At 60.0% G+C, this 24,989-nt stretch carries 22 protein-coding genes; 10 read left to right on the top strand and 12 right to left on the bottom strand.

Translation table 11 applies throughout. The features are described from left to right. Positions 1–200 precede the first annotated feature (200 nt). Positions 201–1,616 (top strand): pyruvate kinase, encoded by a 1,416-nt coding sequence (gene pyk / locus FFV09_RS12140; protein WP_141448070.1) that lies wholly within the window; start codon positions 201–203, stop codon positions 1,614–1,616. Between the two features lie 172 nt (positions 1,617–1,788). On the opposite strand, the gene FFV09_RS12135 is transcribed toward pyk, so the two are convergent. Continuing rightward, a complete protein-coding gene (locus FFV09_RS12135) occupies positions 1,789–2,118 on the bottom strand; it encodes a hypothetical protein (RefSeq protein WP_141448069.1) in 330 nt (109 codons plus the stop codon). Between the two features lie 548 nt (positions 2,119–2,666). Here FFV09_RS12135 and FFV09_RS12130 point away from each other — a divergent pair. After that, positions 2,667–3,992: an N-acetylmuramoyl-L-alanine amidase family protein gene (locus FFV09_RS12130; protein ID WP_141448068.1), complete on the top strand. Its 1,326-nt coding sequence runs from the start codon at positions 2,667–2,669 to the stop codon at positions 3,990–3,992. A gap of 202 nt (positions 3,993–4,194) precedes the next feature. On the opposite strand, the gene FFV09_RS12125 is transcribed toward FFV09_RS12130, so the two are convergent. Together FFV09_RS12125 and FFV09_RS24350 are read right to left on the bottom strand one after the other, a co-directional pair. Continuing rightward, positions 4,195–5,847, bottom strand: coding sequence for an ATP-binding response regulator (locus FFV09_RS12125; protein WP_141448067.1), 1,653 nt, complete (start codon positions 5,845–5,847; stop codon positions 4,195–4,197). Positions 5,848–6,107: 260 nt separating this feature from the next. Continuing rightward, entirely contained in the window at positions 6,108–7,619 is a 1,512-nt protein-coding gene (locus tag FFV09_RS24350; RefSeq protein ID WP_141448066.1) for a methyl-accepting chemotaxis protein, read from the bottom strand. A 354-nt stretch (positions 7,620–7,973) separates the two neighbouring features. On the opposite strand from FFV09_RS24350, the gene FFV09_RS12115 reads away from it, so the two are divergent. Continuing rightward, positions 7,974–9,638: a DEAD/DEAH box helicase gene (locus FFV09_RS12115; RefSeq protein WP_141448065.1), complete on the top strand. Its 1,665-nt coding sequence runs from the start codon at positions 7,974–7,976 to the stop codon at positions 9,636–9,638. A gap of 736 nt (positions 9,639–10,374) precedes the next feature. Here the strand turns inward: FFV09_RS12115 and FFV09_RS12110 are convergent. The 5 genes from FFV09_RS12110 to nirB form a co-directional block, all read right to left on the bottom strand. Beyond that, a complete protein-coding gene (locus tag FFV09_RS12110; RefSeq protein ID WP_141448064.1) occupies positions 10,375–10,863 on the bottom strand; it encodes a DinB family protein in 489 nt (162 codons plus the stop codon). 164 nt (positions 10,864–11,027) lie between these two features. Then, a complete protein-coding gene (cobA, locus tag FFV09_RS12105) occupies positions 11,028–11,792 on the bottom strand; it encodes a uroporphyrinogen-III C-methyltransferase (protein WP_141448063.1) in 765 nt (254 codons plus the stop codon). Beyond that, positions 11,789–12,760, bottom strand: a complete 972-nt coding sequence (locus FFV09_RS12100; RefSeq protein WP_141448062.1) for a formate/nitrite transporter family protein — start codon at positions 12,758–12,760, stop codon at positions 11,789–11,791. Before FFV09_RS12100 ends, cobA begins: the two co-directional genes overlap by 4 nt. A gap of 68 nt (positions 12,761–12,828) precedes the next feature. Next, positions 12,829–13,191, bottom strand: a complete 363-nt coding sequence (nirD, locus tag FFV09_RS12095; protein WP_141448061.1) for a nitrite reductase small subunit NirD — start codon at positions 13,189–13,191, stop codon at positions 12,829–12,831. After that, positions 13,188–15,692, bottom strand: a complete 2,505-nt coding sequence (gene nirB, locus FFV09_RS12090; protein ID WP_141448060.1) for a nitrite reductase large subunit NirB — start codon at positions 15,690–15,692, stop codon at positions 13,188–13,190. Before nirB ends, nirD begins: the two co-directional genes overlap by 4 nt. Before the next feature lie 356 nt (positions 15,693–16,048). Here nirB and FFV09_RS12085 point away from each other — a divergent pair, with 356 nt between their 5' ends. From FFV09_RS12085 to FFV09_RS12065, 5 genes are all read left to right on the top strand, one after another. Continuing rightward, on the top strand, positions 16,049–16,642 hold the full coding sequence (locus tag FFV09_RS12085) for an ANTAR domain-containing response regulator (protein ID WP_141448059.1): 594 nt from the start codon (positions 16,049–16,051) through the stop codon (positions 16,640–16,642). Positions 16,643–16,654: 12 nt separating this feature from the next. Continuing rightward, entirely contained in the window at positions 16,655–17,731 is a 1,077-nt protein-coding gene (locus FFV09_RS12080) for an anthranilate phosphoribosyltransferase (protein WP_141448058.1), read from the top strand. 93 nt (positions 17,732–17,824) lie between these two features. Further along, a complete protein-coding gene (locus FFV09_RS12075; RefSeq protein WP_141448057.1) occupies positions 17,825–18,139 on the top strand; it encodes an ArsR/SmtB family transcription factor in 315 nt (104 codons plus the stop codon). Between the two features lie 81 nt (positions 18,140–18,220). Continuing rightward, entirely contained in the window at positions 18,221–18,649 is a 429-nt protein-coding gene (locus FFV09_RS12070; RefSeq protein WP_141448056.1) for a DMT family transporter, read from the top strand. A gap of 37 nt (positions 18,650–18,686) precedes the next feature. Next, entirely contained in the window at positions 18,687–19,172 is a 486-nt protein-coding gene (locus FFV09_RS12065; RefSeq protein ID WP_141448055.1) for a DMT family transporter, read from the top strand. A 96-nt stretch (positions 19,173–19,268) separates the two neighbouring features. Here the strand turns inward: FFV09_RS12065 and FFV09_RS12060 are convergent, their stop codons facing one another. From FFV09_RS12060 to FFV09_RS12050, 3 genes are all read right to left on the bottom strand, one after another. Continuing rightward, positions 19,269–20,450: an AbrB family transcriptional regulator gene (locus FFV09_RS12060; RefSeq protein ID WP_141448054.1), complete on the bottom strand. Its 1,182-nt coding sequence runs from the start codon at positions 20,448–20,450 to the stop codon at positions 19,269–19,271. 507 nt (positions 20,451–20,957) lie between these two features. After that, the gene (locus FFV09_RS12055; protein WP_141448053.1) at positions 20,958–21,680 is read right to left on the bottom strand and encodes an SDR family oxidoreductase; all 723 of its coding nucleotides are present in this window, start codon (positions 21,678–21,680) and stop codon (positions 20,958–20,960) included. Between the two features lie 60 nt (positions 21,681–21,740). Then, a complete protein-coding gene (locus FFV09_RS12050; protein WP_141448052.1) occupies positions 21,741–22,190 on the bottom strand; it encodes an SRPBCC family protein in 450 nt (149 codons plus the stop codon). 172 nt (positions 22,191–22,362) lie between these two features. On the opposite strand from FFV09_RS12050, the gene FFV09_RS12045 reads away from it, so the two are divergent. Both FFV09_RS12045 and FFV09_RS12040 read left to right on the top strand, forming a co-directional pair. Further along, positions 22,363–23,262, top strand: a complete 900-nt coding sequence (locus tag FFV09_RS12045) for a DUF6597 domain-containing transcriptional factor (protein ID WP_141448051.1) — start codon at positions 22,363–22,365, stop codon at positions 23,260–23,262. A gap of 163 nt (positions 23,263–23,425) precedes the next feature. Continuing rightward, positions 23,426–24,049, top strand: coding sequence for a PH domain-containing protein (locus tag FFV09_RS12040; protein WP_141448050.1), 624 nt, complete (start codon positions 23,426–23,428; stop codon positions 24,047–24,049). 397 nt (positions 24,050–24,446) lie between these two features. Here the strand turns inward: FFV09_RS12040 and FFV09_RS12035 are convergent, their stop codons facing one another. After that, positions 24,447–24,989 (bottom strand): DUF3238 domain-containing protein, encoded by a 543-nt coding sequence (locus tag FFV09_RS12035; RefSeq protein WP_141448049.1) that lies wholly within the window; start codon positions 24,987–24,989, stop codon positions 24,447–24,449.

Here is a 24,989-nt window from a genome sequence, read left to right as displayed (position 1 = left end):
GAAAGCGCCAATCAATCCGCCCAAAGCGGGTAAACAATAAAGAATGGCCCGGTCCGCCGACCGATTGTACGCACCGAAGACCCTGTGCGAAACGACCGGCTGACCGAAATCTGCCCGACGCCAAACCGGTGATCATCCTTGAGCTTCGGGGCGGACAACAACCCCTGAAGCTCAAGAAAACGAGGAGGCTTTTTCCGAAAATGAAAACGAAAATTGTATGTACGATGGGACCTGCTTGCGATACGGTCGAGATGCTCAAAGAAATGATCCAATCCGGCATGACGGTGGCCCGCCTGAACATGGCGCACGGCGAACCGGCCGACCACAGCGAACGCATTCGCAAAGTGCGCCAGGCCGCGGCCGAGCTGAACACGTTCGTTCCGATCATGATGGACATCAAAGGTCCGGAAGTGCGTATCGGCAAACTGCTGGAAGAATACGTGCAGCTCGAAGCGGGCGCCGAACTGATCCTGACGACCGAACCGGAAGTGCTTGGCACGGCGGAGCGTATCGGCGTCAACTATCCGAAGCTGAACGAAGACGTGCATGTGGGCGACCGCATCCTGATCGACGACGGCCTGATCGCCCTCGACGTATTCAAGATCGAAGGCGGCGAGATCTACTGCCGCATCCTGAACGGCGGACGTCTCAAACCGCGCAAAGGCGTCAACCTGCCGGGTGTCAAAACGAGCCTGCCGGGCGTCACCGAGCGCGACGTGATGCATATCAACTACGGTCTGAGCGAAAACGTTGAAATTATCGCCGCTTCGTTTGTCCGCAAAGGCGAAGACATCATGGAAATCCGCCGCATTCTGGCCGAGCAAGGCGCAGAGCATGTGCAGATCATCTCCAAGATCGAGAACCAGGAAGGCATGGACAACCTCGACGCGATCATCGAAGCGTCCGACGGCATCATGGTCGCCCGCGGCGATCTCGGCGTGGAAGTTCCGGTCCAGGACGTGCCGGCTGCCCAGAAGCTCATGATCGACAAGTGCAACCTGGCCGGCAAACCGGTCATCGTGGCGACGCATATGCTGGAGTCGATGCAGGTGAACCCGCGTCCGACCCGTTCCGAAGTCAGCGACGTGGCGAATGCCGTACTTCAGGGCGCGGACTGCGTCATGCTCTCCGGCGAATCCGCGGCGGGCAAATACCCGCTCGAATCGATCCGCACGATGGCGGCCGTCGCGGCCAAAGCCGAAACGATGATCGACTACGACGTGCAGTTCAACAGCAAACGCGCGCTGCACCTGAACGACATCACCGAAGTGGTGAGCCAGAGTTCGGTGAACGCTTCGCTCGTACTCGACGCGGCGGCGCTAATCATTTCGACCGAATCGGGCTTCACGGCCCGCATGATCTCGAAATACCGCCCGAAAGCTCCAATCATCGCGGTGAGCCAGAATGCCAAAACGCTGCCGAAAATGAGCCTGCTGTACGGCGTCGTGCCGATGCAAGGTCAAGCCGTCACGAGCACCGACGAAATGTTCGAAGTCGCGACCAAAAACGCGCTCGAAGCCGGTTACATCAAGTCGGGCGATACCGTCGTCCTGTCGGCGGGCATCCCGATCGGCCAGGCCGGCAACACGAACGTCATGAAAGTTCAGCAGGTCTAACCCGGTCCCTCATTATAGAAAATAGAAAAAACCCCGCTTTCCGTATAGACGGAAAGCGGGGTTTTTAGGTATCCGGCGGCTGTGCCGCCTGTAAAGGGTGACGCGACCTCCGCGCCGGGCGAACCCGAAGCGAAAGCTGGATACCGGCCCGGCGGAATCGCCGGAGAAGGATTTATTTGGTTGTGGCGGCCTTTTTGCGGCTCGGCTTTTTGCGTGCGGCGACTTTCTCCGCGGCCAGGCGTTCGATTTCGTCGACGCGATCCTGTTCTTCGACGCGCTTGCCTTCGACGATCTGGGCTTTTTTCTCCCGGATTTCTTCGGTCACGAGTTCCTGCTTGCTCGAATCGCTGATCGTCAGGTAATGTTCGAACGCTTCGGGATACATGAACGTTTTCTCTCCGGTTTCATCGGCGAATTTGACGGTAACTTTTCCTTCGCCGTTTTCCGTTACCGTCCCTGGTCCAAAGCTGTTATGCAGAACCTTTTCATTCGTCAAATCCATTAAAGTCCATCTCCTCTTGTCTTTTCCATTTGGCAAAAAGCATGTTTCGTTCGCACCCGACGCCTCGGACACGATCGAAGCGGTTCATTCGGGTTAGGCTGCTGCCGGTTATTGTTGCTCCTGCCGGTTTGAGTTTTTAGATTTGGATTCTGCTTGCTTGACGTCTTATCCGCTTCGCCTTGCAACCGTCGGCCAAAGGCCGAATAGTCCGGGAGAAATGGATAAAGCTTTTCTTTTAACCTTACCCTATTTTCGGTCCAGTTGAAACAGCTGTGCCTTTTATTGCGAACAAACTTTCGTTTTCTCAAGGTTTTCTCGAAACTTTTCGTCTCTTTTCTGAGTCTATAGGACCCTTTTTCAAAAAAAGTGCATCTTTTTGCTCCGGGATGGGTAAAATAAGACGAAACTCTGGACAAACGGAAACTATTTTTAGCCTTTTCGATTTTTTGCTATCATTTCTTCCGTCACCTGTGGGCAACACCCGATAACAACCGGACCCCAACATCCAGACGCATTCTAGAAAACAGAAACAATTCGGAGGTACATACATGAGCGGATTATCCAGGCAAGACCTTGCGCACGATCGCGCCATTCCACAAGACGCAGACGCACGCGCTGCCGACACGAACGCCCGTCGCGCCGCGCGCCTCGGCGGCCTCGCTTCGCTGACGGTGGCTGCGGGCATCGGCGGCATGCTCCTGCTTCCGCCGGAATCGGCCCATGCGGCAGGCGCTTCGTATCAGGCCAAAGTCCACACCGACTCGCTCAACGTACGCAGCACGGCAGGGCCCGACACCCCGGTCATCGGATCGCTGCGCAGCGGCGACGTCGTTACCGTCACGGACGAGCGCCTCGGCTGGCTCAAGGTCGAGAACGCTTCGACGTCCGGCTGGGTCGCCGGCTATTACCTCAAGCGGGAAAACGGCAGCGCCGCTTCGGCGGTCGTCACGACCGGTTCGCGTTCGTTTTCGGCGAAAACGGCTTCCGCGCCGTCGGCTTCCTCGTCCGCGGGCGGCTCCGCCGTCTCGTCCGGTGACAAAGCGCTCGTGACCGCGAATTCGGTCATTATCCGCAGCGGTCCCGGCCGAAGCCACGACCTGCTCGGCTCGGCCAACCGCAACGACGCGGTCACCGTAATGGAGAGCCGCGGCGGCTGGTCGCGTATCAAGACGTCTTACGGCGCTTACGGCTGGATCTCGACCGACTATCTTCAGGGCGGAGGACGGGCCGTCGTCAAAGCGGCCGTCCAGACGCAGAAAGCGGTCAAGGTCAGCACGGCTGCCGCGCGCAGTCCCAAAGCGGATACGTCCGATATTCAATCGGGCAGCCTGCAGGGCAAACTGATCGTGCTCGATCCGGGCCACGGCGGCAACGATCCCGGCACGGTCGGCACGACGTACGGCCTCGTCGAACAGGAGCTGAACCTGCAGACGGCGCTCTACGTGCGCGATTACCTCGTCTCGCGCGGCGCCCGCGTCGAGATGACGCGTACCGACAGCGGCCAGCGGCCTTCGCTCGCTTCGCGCTCGCAGCTCGCGCCTTCGCTGGGCGCCGACGCTTTTGTGAGCATCCATTACAATTCGGCGCTCAGCGCCTCGGCCAACGGCACACTGGTCTGCTTCTATTCCGAAGCCAAAGATTTGAAGCTGGCCCGCGCCCTCGAAGCGCCGCTCAAAAGCGGCAGCGGCATTCGCAGCAACGGCCTCGCGTTCGGCAACTTCAAAGTCATCCGCGAAAACAGCGTGCCGGCCGTCCTGCTCGAAATGGGCTTCCTGTCGAACGCGTCCGACGAAGCGACGATCTCGAGCTCGGACTACCAGCGCAGCGCGGCCAAGTCGATCGCCGACGGCCTGCAGCTCTACTTCTCCAACTGATTCGCGGCGTCTCCGTTCGAAGCGACCGAACCGGCCGGGACGCGGCTCCACCGGGGTTCGCTCGGTTCACTCGGTGCGGGTACGCCCTGCTTTCCACTGTCAGCCTGCGTTCATGACAAAACCCGCCTCTCTTTCGCAGAGAGGCGGGTTTTTCGGCTTTTTATGCGGTTGGGGCTGCCGGGTTCGGATTCAGGTTCCACCTTCAGCCCTGCGGCTTCACCGCGGCAAGCGCGCTGTAGAGCTGAAGCCGGCGCAGCGGCTTGAACACCGTAAAGCGCACGCTGTCGAGATCCGGCAGCTCCGGCACCGTGCCGAGCGGCGCCAGCAGCGCGATCGGCGGAGCATCCGGCAGGGAGGCGATCCGCTCCAGCAGTTCCGGAAAGTGCATGTCGAGCAGCACGAGATCGAACGATTCGCGTTCCAGCAGCGCCAGCGCTTCGCCGGCGGAGCGCGCGCCCGAAGCCGAAGCCTGCCAGCCGTCCAGCAGCCGCTCCAGTACCGCCAGCGCCGACAGATTGTCGTCGACGATCAGAACGCGCAGCCCCTGCAGGCGAAGCGGAGCGGCCAAGCCCAGGTCAAAATCGGTGTACGGCATAAAAGAAAGCACGACGATGAATTCCGTTCCGAGACCCGGCTCGCTCACCACGTCGATATGTCCGTCCATCAATTCGATCAGGTTGCGCGTAATGGCCAGGCCGAGGCCCGTTCCGCCGTAATGCCGGCCGCTCTCCGGGCCGTGCACCTGATGATACGTCTGGAACAGTCCGTTCAGCTTGTCCGCGGACATGCCGATTCCCGTATCCCGCACGGAAATCCGGAGGCATACTTCGCCGTCCGTGCACGCTTCGGCCTGACGGACGGTCACGAGAATCTGTCCGGCATGCGTGAACTTGACGGCGTTGCCCAGCAGATTGAGCAGGATCTGCCGCAGCTTGCCCGCGTCGCCCTGCACGAACATCGGCAGTCCGTCTTCCACGTCGAGAATCAGCTCCACCTTTTTCTCGATCGCCCTCGGCGCCATGAGCGAAGCGACGTCTTCGATCGTCGACGCGGGATCGAACAGCGACACTTCGACGCTCTGCTTGCCCGCTTCCAGCTTGCTGTAGTCCAAAATATTGTTGGCCAGCGTCGACAGGAAATCGTTGCTGGAGCGGATCATTTCGAGAAAATGCTGCTGTTCCTGCGTCAGTTCGGTCATCGCCATCAGCTCCGACATCGCGATGCTGCCGTTAAGCGAATTGCGGATCTCGTGGGTCATGAACGCCAGAAAGTCGGCTTTTTGCTGCGTCGACTGCCGCGCGGCCTGCGCTTCGCCCCGATACGATTCGGCCAGTTCCTCGATACGCTTCTTGTCTTCGGCGAGCCGGTTCAAATGCTCCACGTCCACGGCGACTCTCCGCTCCAGTTCGACGATATACGACAGGAACAGCGCCATCGAAGTCAGCAGTTCCAGATCTTTTTCGGAAAAAGCACCCGGAACGCCGAGCGCCGCCAATCCGCCGAAGTTACGGCCGTCGGGATACGAGATCGGAAATCCGATCAGCGAATAATCGCCGAACGTGCGCGTCGCGTATTGGTTATGGGTGAGAGGGTGGCGGGACGTTTGGGGGATGACGAGGGGGAGGTTCCAGTTGTTGTCGGTCCACTTCTCAAAATAGGCTGGGTCGAATCGGATTTCCTGTCCTTCGCGAACCAGTTCCCTTCTGTTGTTGAACGCTTTGACGACGGTGCTGACGGGTCCTTCGTTCGATACGACCATGACCGATTCGGCCGCAAGGCTCCAACTGAGCAGGCTTACGACATGTTCGGCGGCCTCGACGAAATTTTCGAAAAATTTATGTTTGCCGATTGCCATTCTGTCACCTCCGACCGATCGAACTCAATGTGCATGCAGCAGCAGCCGGCGCAAAAGAATGAATCCATCAATGATTTGCGTACAGACTGTAAGTAACTGTATTTCTTAAACTATAACCTAAAATGGGACCAAAAAAAACGCCCCAAGCCGCGCGAAAAAAATTATTTCGGCGGATTTGGGGCGCTGCTTCACTTGTCGGAGTCGGCACCGGAGTTTCCAGCGCGGCAGGGATTTGGGAGTCCCTGCCGCTGCTTCGCGTTCTAGCGCAGAGACTCGGCAAACTCGACCAATTCGCCGGCCTGCGCCCGAATCTCGACCACGGCGGCATTGACCTGCTGCGTCATCGCGGCCTGGGCGCCGGTCAGTTCGGCCATCGCCCCGATATTGTTCAGGATGCGGTCGATCTGCTCCTTCATCTCGTTCAGGCTGCTGCCGATATTCCCGGTCGCTTCGGCGCTGTTGACCGCAAGCTTGCGCACTTCGTCGGCGACGACCGAGAAGCCGCGGCCGAATTCGCCCGCCCGCGCCGCTTCGATCGCCGCGTTCAGGCCGAGCAGGTTGGTCTGTTCGGCCACTTCCTTGATAAAGCTCGAAATGTTCTGCGTTTCTTCCGCGCTGTTCTTCGCCCGGTTGGCCGCTTTGGTCGATTTGTTCTGCATCTGGACGAGCGCCTGGGCGCCTTCGGAGATCGAATCGACGCTTGCGACCACTTCCCCGATCGAACGGGACAGCAGGTCCAGCTTCTCGCTGACGCGGTCGATCAACATCTCCTGATTGCGCTCGAACGTCACTTCGCGCAGCGTGCCCGCAAGGCGCAGCGGGACGCCCGATTCGCTGCGAATCGTCGCTCCGTTCGCGCGGTACCACCGGTACTGCCCGTCCTTGTGGCGCAGCCGGTACTGCTGGTCGAGCTGCGACCGGCCGCTGTAATCGTTCAGGTAATCGGCCAGGCCCTGACGGGCCGAGGCGGCATCTTCCGGGTGCAGGCGCGAAGCCCAGCTGTCGAGCACGTTGGGCAGCTCCTGCTCGCTTGCATAGCCGAGCATTTTGCGGAACTGCTCGGAGAACCAGATCTCGTTCTTCGGGTTCACCGGATCGCCGGCGATGACCGTCATGTCCCAGGGCGCTTCGGTCAGCGCCCGGTTGATCAGGTCGTAGCGGGTGACGAGGCTGTTCAACTCGTTCTCGCGCAGCGTCTTCTCGTGAATATCGAACAAAGCGCCGGCGATCCGCAGCGGCACGCCGCTCTCGCCGCGCGTCGTCGTGCCCGTGGCGCGGAACCATCTATATTCGCCGCTCTTGAGCTTCAGGCGGTACTGGACGTCGTAAGGCGTTCGGCCGGTCCGGTCGACGAGGTGATCCGCCAGCGCGGCGACGACCCACTCCTGCTCTTCCGGGTGCAGCCGGGAAGCCCAACTGTCCAAAATGTTCGGGAAATCGCTCTCGTTCGCGTAGCCGAGCATCCGGCGGAATTCCGGGCTCCAGATAAAGGTATTGTTCGGATTGACCGGATCTCCGGCTACTACCGTCATGTCCCACAATCCGACCTCGATCGCTTTGGAGACGAGGTTGAGCCGGAGTTCGGAATCGGCGGCCCGGGCGGACGACAAATCCAGCACGGCGTTGAGATTTTCGGCAATTTCCAGCACTTCCGCGGAAGCTTGCCCCGGTTCCAACTTGTCGCCAAGTCTGCCCTGCTCCGCCCATTTTCTTAGTTCCCTGCTCGCCTCTAGCAGCGAGTCGACGCGACCGGTTGCAGCTGTTTTAAACAATTTCCGTTTCCCCCTTTGATGTTCCGGCACGCGGCGGATCGATTCCCGCTTTGCACGATAGCCGTTCGGCCATAAGCGGCCGTCAAGCCGGCAGCCAAGCCAGTAGACTCAAGTATACCTCACAATGGTGTCCAAAAGATTATCCAGCATTCCGAAATTTGTCGAAAATTTGGTTGAAATGTAGGTCCGCGCAAAAAGAAAGAGGCGATTCGCAAGTGTTTGCGTCAACGTACTGTTTATATGGAGCATTCTGTGCTAGACTTGTAAGTTGCATCACTTCGTATTTTTTTGTGATATTCTCCGCTGCAAGCCAGCGGCATCCCATAGATTTTTCTCATATAAAAAGGAGCCATCATGACATTTAACGATTTGAACCTGATTCCTTCCATTCTCAAAGCCCTGCAAAAAGAAAACTACACCACTCCGACGCCGATCCAGCAGCAGGCGATTCCTGCCGCCCTGGAAGGACGCGACGTGCTGGGCTGCGCCCAGACCGGTACCGGCAAGACGGCGGCTTTCTCGCTGCCGATCATCCAGCGTCTGTCGGCCAAAGCGCCTGCCGGCAACAAACGTCCGATCCGTTCGCTGATCCTGACGCCGACGCGCGAGCTGGCGATTCAGATCTACGACAATATCCGGGCTTACAGCCTGTATACCGAGCTGCGCAGCCAGGTTATCGTCGGCGGCGTCTCGCAGACTCCGCAGGAGCGCGAACTGCAGCGCGGCACCGATATTCTCATCGCGACCCCGGGCCGCCTGCTCGACCTGATCAACCAGAAGCACGTCAACCTGGATTCGGTCGAAATCCTCGTGCTCGACGAAGCCGACCGGATGCTCGACATGGGCTTTATCCGCGACGTGCAGAAGATCATCGCGAGAATTCCGGCCAAAAAGCAGACGTTGTTCTTCTCGGCCACGATGCCGCGCGAGATCGCCGATCTCGTCAATTCGCTGCTCGTCAATCCGCTCAAGGTCGAAATTACGCCGGTCTCTTCGACGGTGGACCGGATTCGCCAAGCCCTATACCGGGTCGACAAGCCGAACAAGCAGAAGCTGCTGACCGACATCCTGAAGGACACGTCGATCGAGTCCGCCCTCGTGTTCACACGCACGAAACACGGCGCCAACCGCGTCGCGCGCCTGCTTGACCGCTCCGGCATCTCGGCGCAGGCGATTCACGGCGACAAGTCGCAGAACGCCCGCCAGGCCGCGCTGAGCAACTTCAAGAACGGCGCGACGCGCGTGCTGGTCGCGACCGACATCGCCGCCCGCGGCATCGACATCGACGAGCTGTCGCACGTCATCAACTTCAACCTGCCGAACATTCCGGAGACTTACGTGCACCGGATTGGCCGTACCGGCCGCGCCGGACGGGACGGCATCTCCATTTCGTTCTGCGAAACGGAAGAACTGCCATACCTCAAAGACATCCAGAAGCTGATCGGCAAAACCATTCCGGAAATCAAGGATCATCCTTATCCGATGACAGGCGCCACCGCTTCCGACGACGAGCCTGCCCCGCAGGGCGGACAAGGCGGCGGACGCGGTCGCGCCAAAGGCGGCGCGCAGCCTGCCGGCGCCAAGAACGCGGCCCGCGGCGGCTCGCAGCCGGCCGGTGCCAAAAGCCCGGCCCGCCCTTCCGCGAAGCAGCCGGCGGCTAAAGCGCCGGCCAAAAACGGCGGCCAGCCGGCTGCCGCCAAGCCTGCGGCCAAGGCCGACGCGCAGCCAAGCGCGCCGAAAAGCCGCCCGGCCGGCTCCGGCCAGCCGGTCCGCGCGAACGGCAAGCCTGCCGGCGCTGCGCAAGCCGGCGGCGAAGCGAACCGCAGCCGCCCGGCGAGCAAGCCGCACAGCGGCCCTCGCGCAGGCGCGGACGGCAAGCGCCCCCGCACGGGCGGACGCCCGCAGCCGGGCACCGCAGCTTCCGCGCGTTCCACGAGCAACCAGAAGTGGAAAGACGGCCAATGGGCGGCCGAGACCCTGTACCGCTCCAGCTTCGGCCTGTCGGGCGACAAAGCGTAAACGCGCAGCCTGATTCGGCTATGGCGTAACCTTCGGAGCGGCGGAGGCTCTTAACATCGACAGCCGTCCGCCTCCGTCCGATTGCTGCCCGAACGAACTTTTTCAAAAGCGCGTCTTTCGGACGCGCTTTTTGCCGTACCCTTTTTCGAGCCTTCCGTCTCTAATACGGCCGTTTATTTCCGCAGAATAAAAGAATCAGACCATGGGCCTCTCAACGAGGCTCCATGTGTCTGATTCTTTTTTGCGTCAACGGCCGGGGCTTGAACGATGATGTTGGTTCAAAGTTCTCCAAGTCCCGGCTTTCTCTTCCTGTACCCGATCCAAAAGTCATGAAGAGAATCATAGAGGAGATCGCTCCTTTTTTCCAAACCGGGCATGATTGCAGTTCAACGAGCAGACTCCGAGTTTTTGCATAGATCTCATTTACGAGTCGCTAAAAAGCATATAGAGCCGTATCCCAATCCGGAGTTTGATCAAGTGCTCGCTTTCTTAAAAGAATGCTTTTTGAGTCAGGATCATCAAATTGTACTCGTCCCTCACAATTGGAGTTATCACGAAAACCTTCACCGGGAAAAAGCGCTTCAATACTTTTCGGCTTTTTTTGACCATGTCCTTTTATCTGTAGTCGATGAGACCGCAGAAGTTACATTTTTGACCGTATATTAACACACCCAAAAGGCTCCGCCCCCAAGGGCGAAGCCTTTTTGCCAGGCCATGCTGCCGGCCAAGCCGCCGCTTACATGTACAGCATCGAAAAATGCAGCTCGTGACCGCGCTGCTTCAAGTAATTGTAGAGCTGCGAGCGGTGGTGGAACAGATGGGTCAGCGTCTCGATCTGCCACTGGATCTGCGTATGCCCCTGATCGGCGTAGAACGCTTTGGTCGAGCGGGTCATCCACTCGTGCAGATCGAGCGACAGCAGATACGCTTTGTACTGCTCGAAGCTGTCGCGCAGGGCGGAGGCCAGAAGTTCGGGATCGAACTCGTCGTTCAGGCTCTCTTCGACGGCGCCCACTTCTTCGGCTCCGGCTTCGCGCATGATCGCCAGATCGCTGCGCGGCACGAGCGCCAGATGGCGCACCAGTTCGGACAGCGAACGCATATTGTCTTGCGGGCGGTAGCTCCAGTCTTCGGGGCGGATCAGGCGGATCAGGGCTTCGCCGGTGCGGACTCCCGTCTCCAATTCATCCAGCAGGTGATCGCGGATTTGCAGCGCCTCGTTCATCTTATCGTCTCCTTTTGTCCGTAAACGCACGGTTGTTTGTCCTACTCTGTCTTTTCTCTACTATAAAAGAAAAAGCGGATACGAACAAGTGTTTGTTACCGTGCGCCGCAAAATACGGCAAAAAGGACCCCGCCGCAGCCGGGTCCCCGCCATACTTCGCCTTCTTATACGATCCGCTGCCGGCCAAGTTCCGCCGGATACAGCAGATCCCGCACGCCGACCGTGTCGCCCACGATCAGCATCGCCGGATTGCTGACTTTCATCGCCGCGGCCAACCGGGCGATACTGCCGAGCGTGCCGGTCACGACCCGCTCCGACGAGGTCGTCGCGTTCTCGATCAGCGCGGCCGGCGTGTCCGGCCCGCGCCCGTGGCGGATCAGCTCGCCGCTGATCTCGTTCAGCTTCGAGACGCCCATGTAGATCGCCAGCGTATCGGCGCCGCAGGCGAGCAGGTCCCAGCGGATCGGCGTATCCGCTTCGCCGCAGCGGCTGCCGGTCACGACGGCGAACGAGGCGGCCGTGCCGCGATGCGTCAGCGGGATGCCGGCCGAAGCCGACGCGCCGGCGGCGGAAGTGACGCCCGGCACGACTTCGAACTCGATGCCCGCTCTCGCCGCGGCCAGCGCTTCTTCGCCGCCCCGGCCGAACACGAACGGATCGCCGCCTTTGAGCCGGACGACGCGGTGCCCGACTTTGGCGTAATCGACGATCAGGCGGTCGATCTCTTCCTGCGTCAGCGCGTGGCGGCCGGGCGCTTTGCCGCAGTAGATCTTGAGCGTGCCGGGCGGGCAGTAATCCAGCAGCTCGTCGCTGACGAGGCGGTCGTACAGCACGACGTCGGCCCGTTCCAGGCGGCGCAGCGCTTTGACGGTAATCAGCTCCGGATCGCCGGGTCCCGCCCCGACGATCGAAATCAGCCCCCGGCTCATCGTCTGTCCTCCAGCGAGGCGGCGCGGAGCGGTTCGGCGTAGACGAATGTGCCCGCCGCGGCCGGTAAGGCAGGGCGGACTGCGGCGGCCGCGGAGATCGGCGTACCCGGCGCCGCGGACGCTGCGTGTGTCAGGCTGCCCGCAGACGGGGATTGCTCCGGTTCCGCCGCCGGGCTGCCGGTTCCGCCCGATTTTTGCCCCCAATAGAGCAGCAGTCCGGTCAGCAGCGCACCGCCGACGAAGTTGCCGAGCAGCACGGGAATGCCGTTCCAGACGAGCCATTCCATGCCGCTTACGTTCGCGCCGAGCAGCATGCCCGCCGGAATCACGAACATATTGACGACGGTGTGCTCGAAGCCCTGTCCGAAGAAGATGAGGATCGGCAGCCACATCGCCGCTATTTTGCCACCTGTCGATTTGGACGTCATCGCCATGACCGCGCCGAGCGTCACCATCCAGTTGCAGAGGATCGCTTTGACGAAGACGAGCAGCATGCCGCCTGCGCCGAGCGCTTGATAGGCGGTCGTCTTGGCTTCGCTGGCGCCGACGATCGTCGCGATCAGCGGGTTGGACAAGTCGCTTCCCGCTTTCGTGGCCACGAACACGTAGGCGAGCGCGTACAGGCCGCAGCCGATCAGATGGCCGATGATGACCCAGCCGTAATTTTTGAGCATCGCTTTGACCGTCGTTTTTCTCTCCAGCACGGCCAGCGGGATCAGGGCAAAACTGCCGGTGACCAGCTCCAGTCCCAATAAGACGATGATGACGAAGCCGACGGGAAACAGCAGCGCGCCGACCATCGGTATGCCCGTCTGCGCCGATGCCGTCATGGCAAGCGTCGTCGCGCAGGCCAGAATCGCCCCCGCCAATCCGCTTCGAATCAACAGCTGCGACGTCGTCAATTCCGCTTTGGCCTTGCCTGTGTCGATCATCGTTTGCCGCACTTCGGCCGGTTTGACGTAATCCATCGGTATCCCTCGCTTTCGGCTATGAAAAGGCTAGATTGTGAACAGATTCGGCTGCGAAAAAACCGGATTTACGCGATATGGCTGTCTCGTCCTTCGTCTTCGGTCTCTCCGTTCAGGGTGAGCAGAATCGTGCCGTCGGCTTCGACTTCGGTCCGGAACGTCGTGACGCAGCCTTTGTCGGGATCGAGCGCTTCGCCGCTGCGCAGGTCGATGCGCCAGTCGTGCAGCGGACAATGGACGACCGGCCCGCAGACCATGCCTTCCGACAGCACCCCGCCTTTGTGCGGGCAGCGGTTCTCCACCGCCAGCACTTCGCCGTCCGAGAGCCGGAACAGCGCGATCTCCAGTCCGTTGATATTCAGGCGGCGCGATCCCTGCGGATCGATGTCGCTCAATCGGCCTACCCGTACTTGTTCCGCTGCGTGGCTCATGCCGATTCCTCCTTGTCCGATGCGTTCCGGCTGTCCGATTTCCCTTGCGTACTTCCTTCGCCCTGCGCCGAAATGGCCGCGGCTACCGGGAGACGCTCGAAATTTTTGCGCAGTTCCGGCTCGCTGACGATCTGTTTCCACGGATCGACCGTCCGGTCCAGCGTTTCGCGCAGTCGGGCATGCAGCGCTTTGCGCTCGCCTTCGTCGCTCAGCACCTGCTTGACGTGCTCCAGGCCGACGCGCTCTACCCACGGCGCGGTGCGCTCGTTCCACGTCGCGTTTTCCCGATAATATTGAAGGAACGCGCTCGCCCACTCTTCGACCTCGTCGTCCGTTTTCACGAAGCCGAGCAGGTCGGTCGCCCGGACGTGGATGCCGGCATTGCCGCCGACATGCAGCTCCCAGCCGCCGTCGACCGCCACGACGCCGAAGTCTTTGACCGTCGCTTCCGCGCAGTTGCGCGGGCAGCCGGAGACGGCGAGCTTCACTTTGGCCGGTGCGTTCATACGCTCGAACGCTTTCTCGAGCCGGACGCCCATACCCATCGCGTCCTGCGTGCCGAAGCGGCAGAAGGTCGAGCCGACGCACGTCTTGACGGTGCGCAGCGCCTTGCCGTAGCCGTGGCCCGAAGGCATGTCCAGCGCTTCCCAGACGCCCGGCAGGTCTTCCTTCTTCACGCCGAGCAGATCGAGGCGCTGTCCGCCCGTGAACTTGACGAGCGGCACGTCGAACTTCTCCGCGACTTCGGCGATCCGCTTCAGCTCGGTCGGCGACGTGACGCCGCCGTAGATGCGCGGGATGACCGAATACGTGCCGTCTTTTTGAATATTGGCGTGATACCGTTCGTTGGCGAAGCGGGATTCCTTCTCGTCCTTGTATTCCGTCGGCCACAGCATGCCCAGATAATAATTGAGCGACGGCCGGCACTTGGAGCAGCCTTCGTCGTTGTTCCATTCCAGCACGTTCATGACTTCCTTGACCGTCTTGAGGCCCATGCGCTTGATCTCGGCCACGATCTCGTCGCGGCTGTGCGTCGTGCAGCCGCAGATGCCTTCCTTCACCGTCACCGCGGCGTCGCCGGCGTATAATTGAAGCAGTCCTTCCACGAGCGGCTTGCAGCCGCCGCAGGAAGCGGACGCTTTGGTGCAGCCTTTGATCTGGCCGAGGCTGTTGCAGCCTCCGTCGATCGCGGCGACGATATCGCCTTTGGAGACGCCGTTGCAGCCGCAGACGATCTCGTCGGTCGGCATGGCTTCGAGCCGCGCCGCCGCACCGCCTCCGGCAGCAAGCGCATCCGCGGGCAGGCCGAGCAGCAGTTCCTTTTCCCGTCCGGCGATGCTCTCTCCGCTCTTGATGAGCGAGAACAGCGCGGCGCCTTCGCCCGTCTCGCCGAACAAGACGGCGCCGATCAGCCGGTTGTCGAGAATGACGAGCTTTTTGTACACGCCTTCGATCTCGTCCTGGTACCGGAGCGCCCGAGCGCCTTCCGGCTCGGTGAAGATGCCTCCGGAGAAGACGTCGACGCCCGACACTTTGAGCTTCGTCGAAGTGACCGATCCGGCGTAGCCTTCGACCGGCACGCCGGCCAGGTTCTTGGCCAGCACCGCGCCCTGTTCGTACAGCGGCGCGACGAGTCCGTAGGCGATGCCCCGGTGCTGCGCGCATTCGCCGACGGCGTACACGCCCGGCAGATTGGTGCGCATATGGTCGTCGACGACGATGCCGCGCTCTACGGCAAGGCCGCTGCGCTGCGCCAAAGACACGTTCGGGCGTATGCCGACCGCCATGACGACGAGGTCCGCTTCGAGCATGCTTCCGTCCTTGAACAGCAGTCCCTTCGCCCGCTGCTTGCCGAGCACCGACTCCGTCTGCTTCTTGAGCAGGAACTTCATGCCCTGCGCTTCAAGCTCCTGCTGGAGCATGATCGAAGCGGGACGGTCGAGCTGGCGTTCCATCAGGTATTCGTTGATATGGATGACGGTCACATCCATGCCGAGGTTCAGCAGGCCGCGCGCCGCTTCGAGGCCGAGCAGGCCGCCGCCGATCACGGCCGCCTTCCGGTGCTTGCGGGACGCTTCCTGCATCGCCTGGCAGTCCTTGATGTCGCGGAAGCCGATGACGCCTTCCTTGTCGGCGCCGGGAACCGGCAGGATGAACGCGTTGGAGCCGGTCGCCAAGATAAGTTCGTCGTAGTCCGCTTCGATGCCGCCTTCGGCGTACACCCGGCGGCGTTCGCCGTCGATCCGCGAGATCGCCTGTCCCATATGGAGCGTAATGCCGTTCTCCCGGTACCAGTCGAGGTCGTTGATGACGATCTCTTCCAGGCTTGCGCCGCCGGCCAGTACCGAAGAGAGCATGATGCGGTTATAGTTCGGATGCGGCTCCGCACCGAATATGGTAATGTCGTATAAGTCCGGCGCCAATTTGAGCAGATGTTCGATCGTGCGGACGCCTGCCATTCCGTTGCCGACCAGCACCAGCTTTTTGCGTTCGTTTGTCATATGGAATCGCTCCTTCCAGAGAGGGAAATCGGGATTGGACGAGATAGGCTTGCGAGACGGATGTATCGGACGGAAAAACGCAAACAGCCCGCTCCACCCGCTTCGGAAAACATACGTTTCCCGTTGCTTGTTCAGGTGAGAGCAGGCGCCATTGCCGCTTCAATCGGACACATCGTTGTATCCGTATCATTTCTTGAGTCCGACTATACCGGAAGATGATTTACATGTCAACAACTTTGACATTAAAAAATTGATTAAGTAAAATTGTCGACAAAACGCCATTTTTCATGTTATATAAAGTCACACACGCAGCTTAGACCTGACGGAAAGGATTCTGAATATAAGGAGAGTCGTCCATGCACAGCCTATTGATCGTGCACCATTCTTCCGCGGCCGCCGATTCCGGCAGGGACGAAGCGGGGCCTGCCCGCCTGCTCGGCGGATGCGGCTATTTGATCGAATCGGCGGGCACGCGCGAAGAAGCATTCGACCGCGTCGGCGCAACGGATGCCGCCGTGCTCGCGCTGCCCCTGACGGAAATGAACGGCTGGGCCGATCTGTTAATGTCCCGCAAGACCGTGCCTGTCCTCTGGTGGTGCACATCCGCAACAGCCGACCTGTCCGTCTCCGCCTGCGAAGACGACGTGCGAATCGACGGCATCCTCTCTCCTTCCATGCAGCCGTCCGAAATGCACTGGATTTTGCATTTCAGCGCCAGGCGATGCTACGAGCGGGCCCAATGGGCCAAAGAGCGGGAGAAGCTGCTCGCCCGGCTCGAAGAACGCAAATGGATCGATATGGCAAAAGGCATTCTGTCCAAGACCAAAAACATTTCCGAATCCGAAGCCTACGACGTGCTGCGCAAGCAGGCCATGAACGAACGCAAACGAATGGTGGACGTCGCCACCTCCATCGTCAAAGTCTATCAACTTCTCCACGAACCGTCCTAAGGAGGCGCAGCGATGATCGATCTGTTAAAAGAAGTGGCCCGCGGCAAGCGCGGCGCGCGGGATCTGAACTACGGCGAATCGCTGGAAGCGGCGGAAGCGATCCTCGGCGGCCGGTCGACCCCGGCCCAGACCGGCGCTTTCCTGATCGCCGAACGGCTGAAGCTCGAAAGCGTCGAAGAGCTGGAAGCTTTCGTGTCCGTCTGCCGTACACAGGCTTACCGCGAATGCCGCAAGCCCGGCATCGACTTCGCGGGGCCGTACGACGGCCGGCAAAAAACGTTCTGGGCGTCGCTGCCGACCGCGTTCGTGACGGCCGCCGCCGGCGTGCCGGTGACGCTGCACGGCTCCGCGCCGCTGCCGCCCAAATACGGCGTCGTGCTGCACGACATTCTCGGCGCGGCGGGCGTCGATCCGCTTGCGCTGAGCCGCGCGGACGCGATTGCGGCCGCGGACCGGAGCGGCGTCCTGTTCGCCGACTCCGCCAAATGGTGCCCGCCGCTCGGGCAGCTGCACGGCATCCGTCAGGAACTCGGTATGCGCACGCTGCTGAACACGGCGGAGAAATTGGTCGATTACGCCTGCTCGCCGTATCTCGTGCTGAGCGTGTTCCATAATACGGTCATCGACCGGCTGGCCCGGCTCGTGAGCCGGCTCGGCTACCGCAAAGCGCTGATCGTCCAGGGCGTCGAAGGCTCGGAAGACGTGTTCATCCATCGTCCGACGCGTATTCATACGGTAGAAGACGGCCGGTGCGAGCTGGATCTGCTCGATCCCGAGACGTACGGGCTCGATACGGAAATGCCCGAAGAAGAAGGCGAATGGACGGCCCGCCGCCAATTCGAGACGCTCGAAGCGGTGCTGCAGGGCGGCGGCCATATGGCGTATTACAATCAGACGCTGCTGAACGCGGCGGTGCGGCTACATCTGGCCGGAGCGGTCGGCTCGGTCGAAGAAGGCGTGTATACCGCCAAGCCGCTGCTCGACGACGGTTCGGCGTGGCGGGCCTACGACACGTGGAAAACGGCGCTGCGCGAAGCGGCTCCGGCCGGTCGTCCGTCCGCGCGGCAGGCCGGAGTCCGCAACGGCTGACGGCGAGGCTGGCGGCGAGACTAACGACAAGAGTGGCAGCGAAGCGGAGGTCCGACTTGACTTATCGCGAAATCTCGATATATAATTTCCGGTATGAAAACTATCGATATTTTCAAAGCTTTATCCAATGAGACCCGGTTGAGCATGCTCGGTTGGCTGAAAGAGCCTGAGAAACATTTCCCCGCGCAGGGCGCGCATATTCCCAAAGGCGTGAACTTTGCGGGCGGCGTCTGCGTCGGCGATATTCAGGAAAAAGCCGGCCTGTCGCAGTCCACCGTGTCCAGCTATCTGAACATGATGCAAAAAGCGGGTCTGCTGGAGTCTTTCCGGTACGGACAGTGGACGTATTACCGGCGCAACGAATCGGCGATCCGCGAGTTGGCCGAACATATCCGAACGGAGCTCTGAGCCGCGAAGAGTCCGTTCTTTTTTCGGACCTCACATATCGAATTTTCTAGATATTTAATTATTGGAAAAAGGAGAACTATTATGCGCCCCATTTACTATCTGCTGGCTCTTCTCGCCGGCGCGGCCCTCAGCTTCGAAGGGGCGATCTACGCCGAACTCGGCAAATCGATCGGACAGGTCGAAACGAGCTTTTACAACTTTGCGATGGGCACGATCATCGTCGGCCTGCTGTGGCTCTTTTTCGGAAAAGGCGATATTACCCATGTGCGCCGCGCGCCCAAATGGTCGCTGCTCGGCGGTCTGCTCGGCGTCGTCTACCTCACTTCGATCGTCGTCAGCGTCCCGTTCGTCGGCGTCGGCGTCACGATGGTCGCGGTCATTATCGGCCAGCTCATCATGAGCATGGTCATCGAACATTACGGCTGGCTCGGCAGCGAACCGACGCGCGTCAACAAGGAGAAAATCTTCGCCGTGCTCGCCATGACCGTCTCGCTGCTGCTCATTCAATAAGAACGTCGACCGACACGAATTCCGGGAGGATCCACCTATGGGAATATTTATGATTTTGTTCACGCTGCTCGGCGGCATTACGCTGAGCGCGCAGTCTTCGATCAACGGGGCGCTCAGCCGCAAGGCGGGCACCCTGGAGACGACTTTGCTTACGTTCATTACCGGCACGCTGTTTCTCGCGATCTTCATCCTGTTCTTCGGACAGGGACATCTGCTCGCCCTGCTGAACGCGCCGAAATGGCAGTTGAGCGCCGCTTTTCTGGGCACGCTCTATCTGCTGCTGACCGTCATGGCCGTGCCGAAGATCGGCGTCATCGCGGCCAACATTGCCGGCATCGCCGGTCAGCTGCTCGCGGGCATGCTGATCGACCATTTCGGCTGGTTCAACAGTCTGGAGATTCATCTCGACGGCAAAAGAATACTGGCGCTGGTCTTCATGGTCCTGGCTCTGTACCTGATCTACCGGGGCAACAAGCGCTCGGCGGCGGAAAAAGAACTTCGTTCGCGGACGAACCCCGCCTGAAGCCGGCGGAGAGCAGCGGGCGCCGCTTAATCGGCGATCCGCAGCCCGATTCGACAACCAAAAGCACCTTCGGAATCCGAAGGTGCTTTTGGTCGTTCAATCGTCGAACTCCTGCCTTGCGCGGCGGGCCGTTTCCGGTTCCGGCGGAAGTTCGGCCGGCGCAGACGGTTCGTCAACGCCGTCCGCTCCGCTTCTGCGGTCCGTATACCGGAACAGCATCCGCAGCAGCGGCGGAACGGCGAAGAAGATGAAGAACGTCCGGAACAGCTGGTACCCGGTCACGGTCGACAGTTCCGCGCCGATCGAATGGGCGATGACGCCCATCTGGTCCATGCCGCCCGGCGCCAGGCTGAGGAGCGCGGTCGCCGGCGTGACCGGCTGCAGCTTTGTCAGCAGCACGGTCAGGCCGAACGAACCGGCGATCAGCAGCAGCCCGCTGAGCAGGCAGAGCGCCAGCGTCCGCACTTTATGGCGGATCTGCGCGGGCTTCAGCAGCGTGCCCACGTAAGTGCCGAGCGCCAGCTGCGCGGCGGCCGTCAGGGCATGCGGCAGTTCCGGCGCCTCGAAGCCGGTCGCCTGGAGCAGCGCCGTCCCGAACGCCGGGCAGAGCAGGAAGGCGGTCGGGAACCGGACCTTTTGGCCGAGCAGCGCGAGGAGCACGCAGAGCGGAGCGTACGCCAGCGCGTTCGGGAACAGGGCGCTCCACGGAGCGTCCGCCCGAACGGCGGCCTGCGCGGCATCGCCGGCCTGTTCGCCGAACAGCGGGCTGTAGATCAGCAGCGGAATGCTGACGACGATCAGCAGCAGCCGCACGACCTGGTTGACGGTGACGAGCGTCAGGTCGACGCCTTTGGTCTCTTCCGCCAGCACGACGATCTGCGACAGCCCGCCGGGGACGCTGCCGAGCAGCGACGTCTTGAAGTCGGTGCCGGACAGCCGGCCGATGACGTAGGCGATGCCGGCGCACAGCAGCAGAAGCAGGAACGTCATCAGGATCATGTACGGCACCTGCGAGCCCATCGCGCGCAGCGCTTCCCCGGTCAGCGCAAGGCCGATCGTATAGCCGATCACGATCAGCGCGCCGTTGCGGATCGGCGACGGCCACGCGTAGCGCGTCTTGAGCAGGTTCGAGCCGATCAGCGCCGCGAACATCGGACCGAGCAGCCACGGGACCGGCAGGCGAAGCCGCTCGAACAGCAGCGCGCCCGCAAGCGAGATCAGCAGGGCAGCCGTCAGCCGCGGCCATAGGCTTTTGGCGGGCATTTTCAAGGTATTCATGCGTATTCCTCATTTCCATACGGCACAATGCACAATTTGTTACGGTGAACCCGTTGTTACTAGTATACCCTTCCGCGCCCTTTTTCCCCGCCTGCCGCCGTACACGCCGGCCGCTGAACAGACCAAAAAACGCCCCGGCGCATGCCGCCGGGACGTCATTCTGTGAAAAAAGGGGCGGTTCGATCCCTTTTTCGCATCGGTCGATCTTTCTTCGCATGATTCGATCCTTCTTTGCATCCTTCGGTCAGTCTTCGCATCGTTCCATCATTTTCCGTATCATTCTTCGTATCCTTCAATCCTTCGTCCGATCGCTCCAACGAATCCTGAACACGCTATTTGCCCAATAACCCGCTTTGTTCCAATCTAACGAATCGGGATCACGCTATAGGCTCACAAACGGCCCAAAAAAGGCCGCAAAACACCCCATAACGCCGGCACGATTCGTTAGATGGCGCAAAAAGCGGAAAATCGGCAAATAGCGCTATGAGGGTTCGTTACCCCGAGGTTTTACCAGGGAATCTCGCCGTTCTCGTCGAAGAATCCGCCGGACGGGCCGTCTTCGCCGATCAGCGCCAGCCGCGCCACCGTGCCGGCGGAATGTGCGACGGTCCGGGGACCGCTGTTGTTGTTCATGTCGGTCGCCGTATACCCGGGGTCTACCGCGTTGATCTTGAGCGAAGTTCCCGCGAATTCCTTGGCGAACAGGACGGTGACGGCGTTCAGCGCCGTCTTGGAACTGTTGTAGTCCAGCGAATTCGCTCCGTAATGTTCGTGGGTCGGATCGCTGTTGAACGTCAGGGAACCGAGGCCGCTCGACACGTTCACGATCCGGCCGAGCGGCGCCTGCCTGAGCAGGGGCAGCATCGCTTGAATAAGCTGGATCGGTCCGAACACGTTCACTTCGTACACGCTGCGAATCTCGTCCATCGTCTGCTCGCTCGGCACGTTGCCGCCGGCGCCGATGCCCGCGTTGTTGACCAGCACGTCGAGCGAAGGCGTCCGCGCGCCGATCTGCTGCGCCGCCGCCCCGATCGTTGCCGGATCGGCCGCGTCGATCCGGACGTATTCGGCTTCGATGCCTTCTGCGCGCAGTTTGTCTACCGCTTCCTGCCCTCTGCGTTCGTCGCGTGCGCCCAGAAATACGAAATACCCCTGCCCGCCGAGCTGCCGGGCCGTTTCGTACCCGATGCCTTTGTTCGCTCCCGTAATCAATACCGTCTGCTTCTGCATATGCGCTGATCTCTCCCTCTTCGATGACTCCAGGCTTCGTCTGTGCGTCCGCTTCTTTTTTTACCAGCCGAAATTCAGTGTCTGCCCCGTCTCGCACCACGTCTTGATCGAACTGAGCACCATCGGCCATGCGCCGCTTGCGTTGGCGAAGCCCGGATGGTCCTCGCTCCACTCGTCGTTCACGAGCGTCAGCTTGGTGCAGCTCCCCGCCGGTTCCAGTTCGAACGTGATCCGCGTGAGCAGTTCGGCGTGGTTGTCGTAATACGACGGACCCGGATGTTCGGAATAGCTGAGTTTGCGGCCCGGTTCGAATTCCAGAATCTCTCCGTATACGTGTACGGTGGACTCCCCTTCGCTGCCCGGTCCCGCGTATTCGAACGGAGCGCCGACCTCGAACGACGACTTGAGTTCCGATCCGAAAAAGGCGGCTCGCGTGCCTTCCGGAGACGTCAGCGCTTCCCATACTTTGTCCGGCGATGCGTTTACGTAAATCACGTATTCCAGCTTCATGTTCGCATTCCTCCTCTGGGGTTGTAGGACGGATAGACCACCATAATACCGCTCGCGCCTGTCCGGTCCGCCGTGCTACAATCAGTCTATAATGAAGAACAGACATTCGCATAGTAAAAACGCGACAGGCTGACGATCGGACTTTTCACCCAATTTCCGCAGGAGGTGCAAGATGACGTTCAACAACGGATTCGCCGCCAAAAGAAAGACCGGGGAAGCGCCCGACAGCAAGGCTGCCGCTCCGCGCTCGCCTTTTTGCGATTATTCCGAACCGGGGCTCGGCGTGCTGAACCCCGCGTCGGGCCGGCAAAACTTCCGCCTGCTCCGCTACGATCCCGCGCCGGAACTCGCTCCGTTCGTGCTCCACTACTGGACCGTGGAATGGGAACTGCCGGGCGGGCGTTCCTACGTGCAGGAGATCGTGCCCAATCCGTGCGTCAATCTCGTTATCGAGCCGGGACGCACGTTCTGCTTCACGCCTTCGGCGGAAAAATTCGCCAAGTCCCTATCGGGCGCGGGCCGCGTATTCGGCGTCAAATTCCGGCCCGGCGGCTTCTATCCGCTGCTGCGCGAACCGCTCTCGCCGCTTGCGGGCATGCCGATTCCGGTGGAACGGGTGCTGGATGCCACGGCCGCGGAACTGGAAGAAGCGCTGCGGACGCGCAGCAGCGAAGAACTGATCAGCATCATGAACCGGCTGCTGCTCGACGCCGCTCCGCACTTCGACGCCGACGCCCAACTTCTGTGCCGGATGATGGCCGCCATCTCGTCGGACCGGGAACTGACGAAGGTCGATCAGCTGTGCGAGCGGTTCGGCATCGAAAAGCGTACGCTTCAGCGCCTGTTCAACCGCCGCGTCGGCCTGGCTCCCAAATGGGTGATCCGGCTGCAGCGGCTGCAGGAAGCGGCCGAAGCGCTGGATCGGGGCGCCGCCGACAGCCGGCCTACGCTGCTGCATCTGTCGCACGAACTCGGCTACCACGACCAGACCCATTTCGGCAAAGACTTCAAGACGGTCGTCGGGGTGACGCCGGAAGCTTACGCGCTTGGCGGACGGGCGAAAACGGAATAACCGTTCTGCCGCCCCGGACGTCTTCGGGCGAGGCTCCGGCGAGGAAGCGCGCGGGGCGGCCCCGAGTCTTTCCTTCCCGGCAGGCATCGGTTAGAATAGGGGCGCACGGATACATAGGCCGACACGGCCCACAACCCAACCCAGATCGAAAGGTGGAATTTTTTTGGCCCGCAACATTTTCTCACGCGTCACTTCGGACCTGACCGGAATGTCCGACATCTGCAAAGTCATCCCTCCGTCCGATTTTGCCAATTCGCAGGCTCAAGCTTACATTTTTAGCGAAATGAACGAGAAGCTCTATTTCCTGCTCAAATCGTCCAAAGACGAGTACGCGTTCACCAACATCGGCATGATCCATATCGACGGGCAAAAAGCGACCAGCAGCAAGCGGCAGGTTCTGCGCTACAACTATTTCGAGAACACGCCGACCGACGTCTTTCTGGAAACGGCCGGCACCGTCGATCTGGACGTGGAAATCAAGTTCACGATGGGTCCTTCTTTTTCGATCGACGTGGTCAAAGCCCATCTGGAACCGCTGATCGCGCTGTACAAAATCCTCACGCTGATCGGCATGACCAAGACGGAATACGCGCGCCACTGGGCGCTGGTCGAGCGCAGCTTCGAGCACAGCCGCGACGCCGTGGGCCGTCTGTCGGGCACCGGCAGCGCCAGCTCGGAGTACCGGAACATTCTCCAGCACGCGCAGTCCGAACTGCTGGCCGCCTACGACAAATACCATCCGCAGGAGTACGACGCGGCATTCGAGCTGTATCTTGCGGGAGAGTGACCGCCGGATCGGCGTTTGGTCAACCCGTTAAATCTTTCTTATCCAAAAAAAGGACCCGGCCTGTAGCCGGGTCCTTTTTGCGCGCCGAATGTCGCGCGACGTTTAATGTCTTGCAAGCTGAATCGGCTGTTTCATAGGCTAGTTCGTACAGATAAATTCTTAGATCCCCTCTAATACTTTCACTTTTAAATCAGAAAAATGCTTTCGTACGATCCATTTTCTTCTTAATTATCTTCTGAATTGGATCTAATAGCCTTGAATTAAATATTATTTGCTATCAAAAACAATCAGGCAAGCGTTTATACCCTGCCTGATTGTGGAATATATCGTTTTAAGTTAAGGAAGCAGCTTAGATCAGAGACATTTATCGATTTTTAAAACACTTTAATACTTTTATTTAAATCATGTTCTTCCGGCGGTGCAAGGCTTGCCAAGATCCGCTGTTCAAACGAGCATAGGATTCATAGCAAGGAAACCCATCATGCGTTCCGCTGATATTTACTGTACCCTTTTTGTAGACTGTAACCATATACGTGTAATTAATCGCTGGGGCAAAAGGCTCAAATGGGTTTTGAGAATCACAAATGCAACGAATTTGGATGCGATCATCTGCTGCTCCAGTCATTTTAGAACCTGCAGTTACCAAGGAATGACGAATAGTAGTTGGACTTTGCTTATCTGTTTGATCAAATTGATATCCGGTTTTTGTATTGATGGTATAACGATGAGTTTCACCTGTATCTGTAAAACCATTCCATGAAGCTCCATTATTATCAAAGTTGAAGGTCAGGTATTGCTTGGTACGAAATCGAACTGTATCAGAACTCGAAAAACCACGATTGTCTCCTCCGTACCAAGCTTGGGATGTTGGTGTAGGAACACCAGGTACATAAGCATCTGCAATAAAAGTTTGGATTTTAAGTGCTACGCTAAATGCCAT

Origin of the sequence: Saccharibacillus brassicae (genome assembly GCF_006542275.1) — a bacterium.
In the GTDB taxonomy this organism is placed as follows: domain Bacteria; phylum Bacillota; class Bacilli; order Paenibacillales; family Paenibacillaceae; genus Saccharibacillus; species Saccharibacillus brassicae.
The sequence above is the reverse complement of the archived record's forward strand: the minus strand, read 5'-3'. Positions and strand labels throughout refer to the sequence as shown.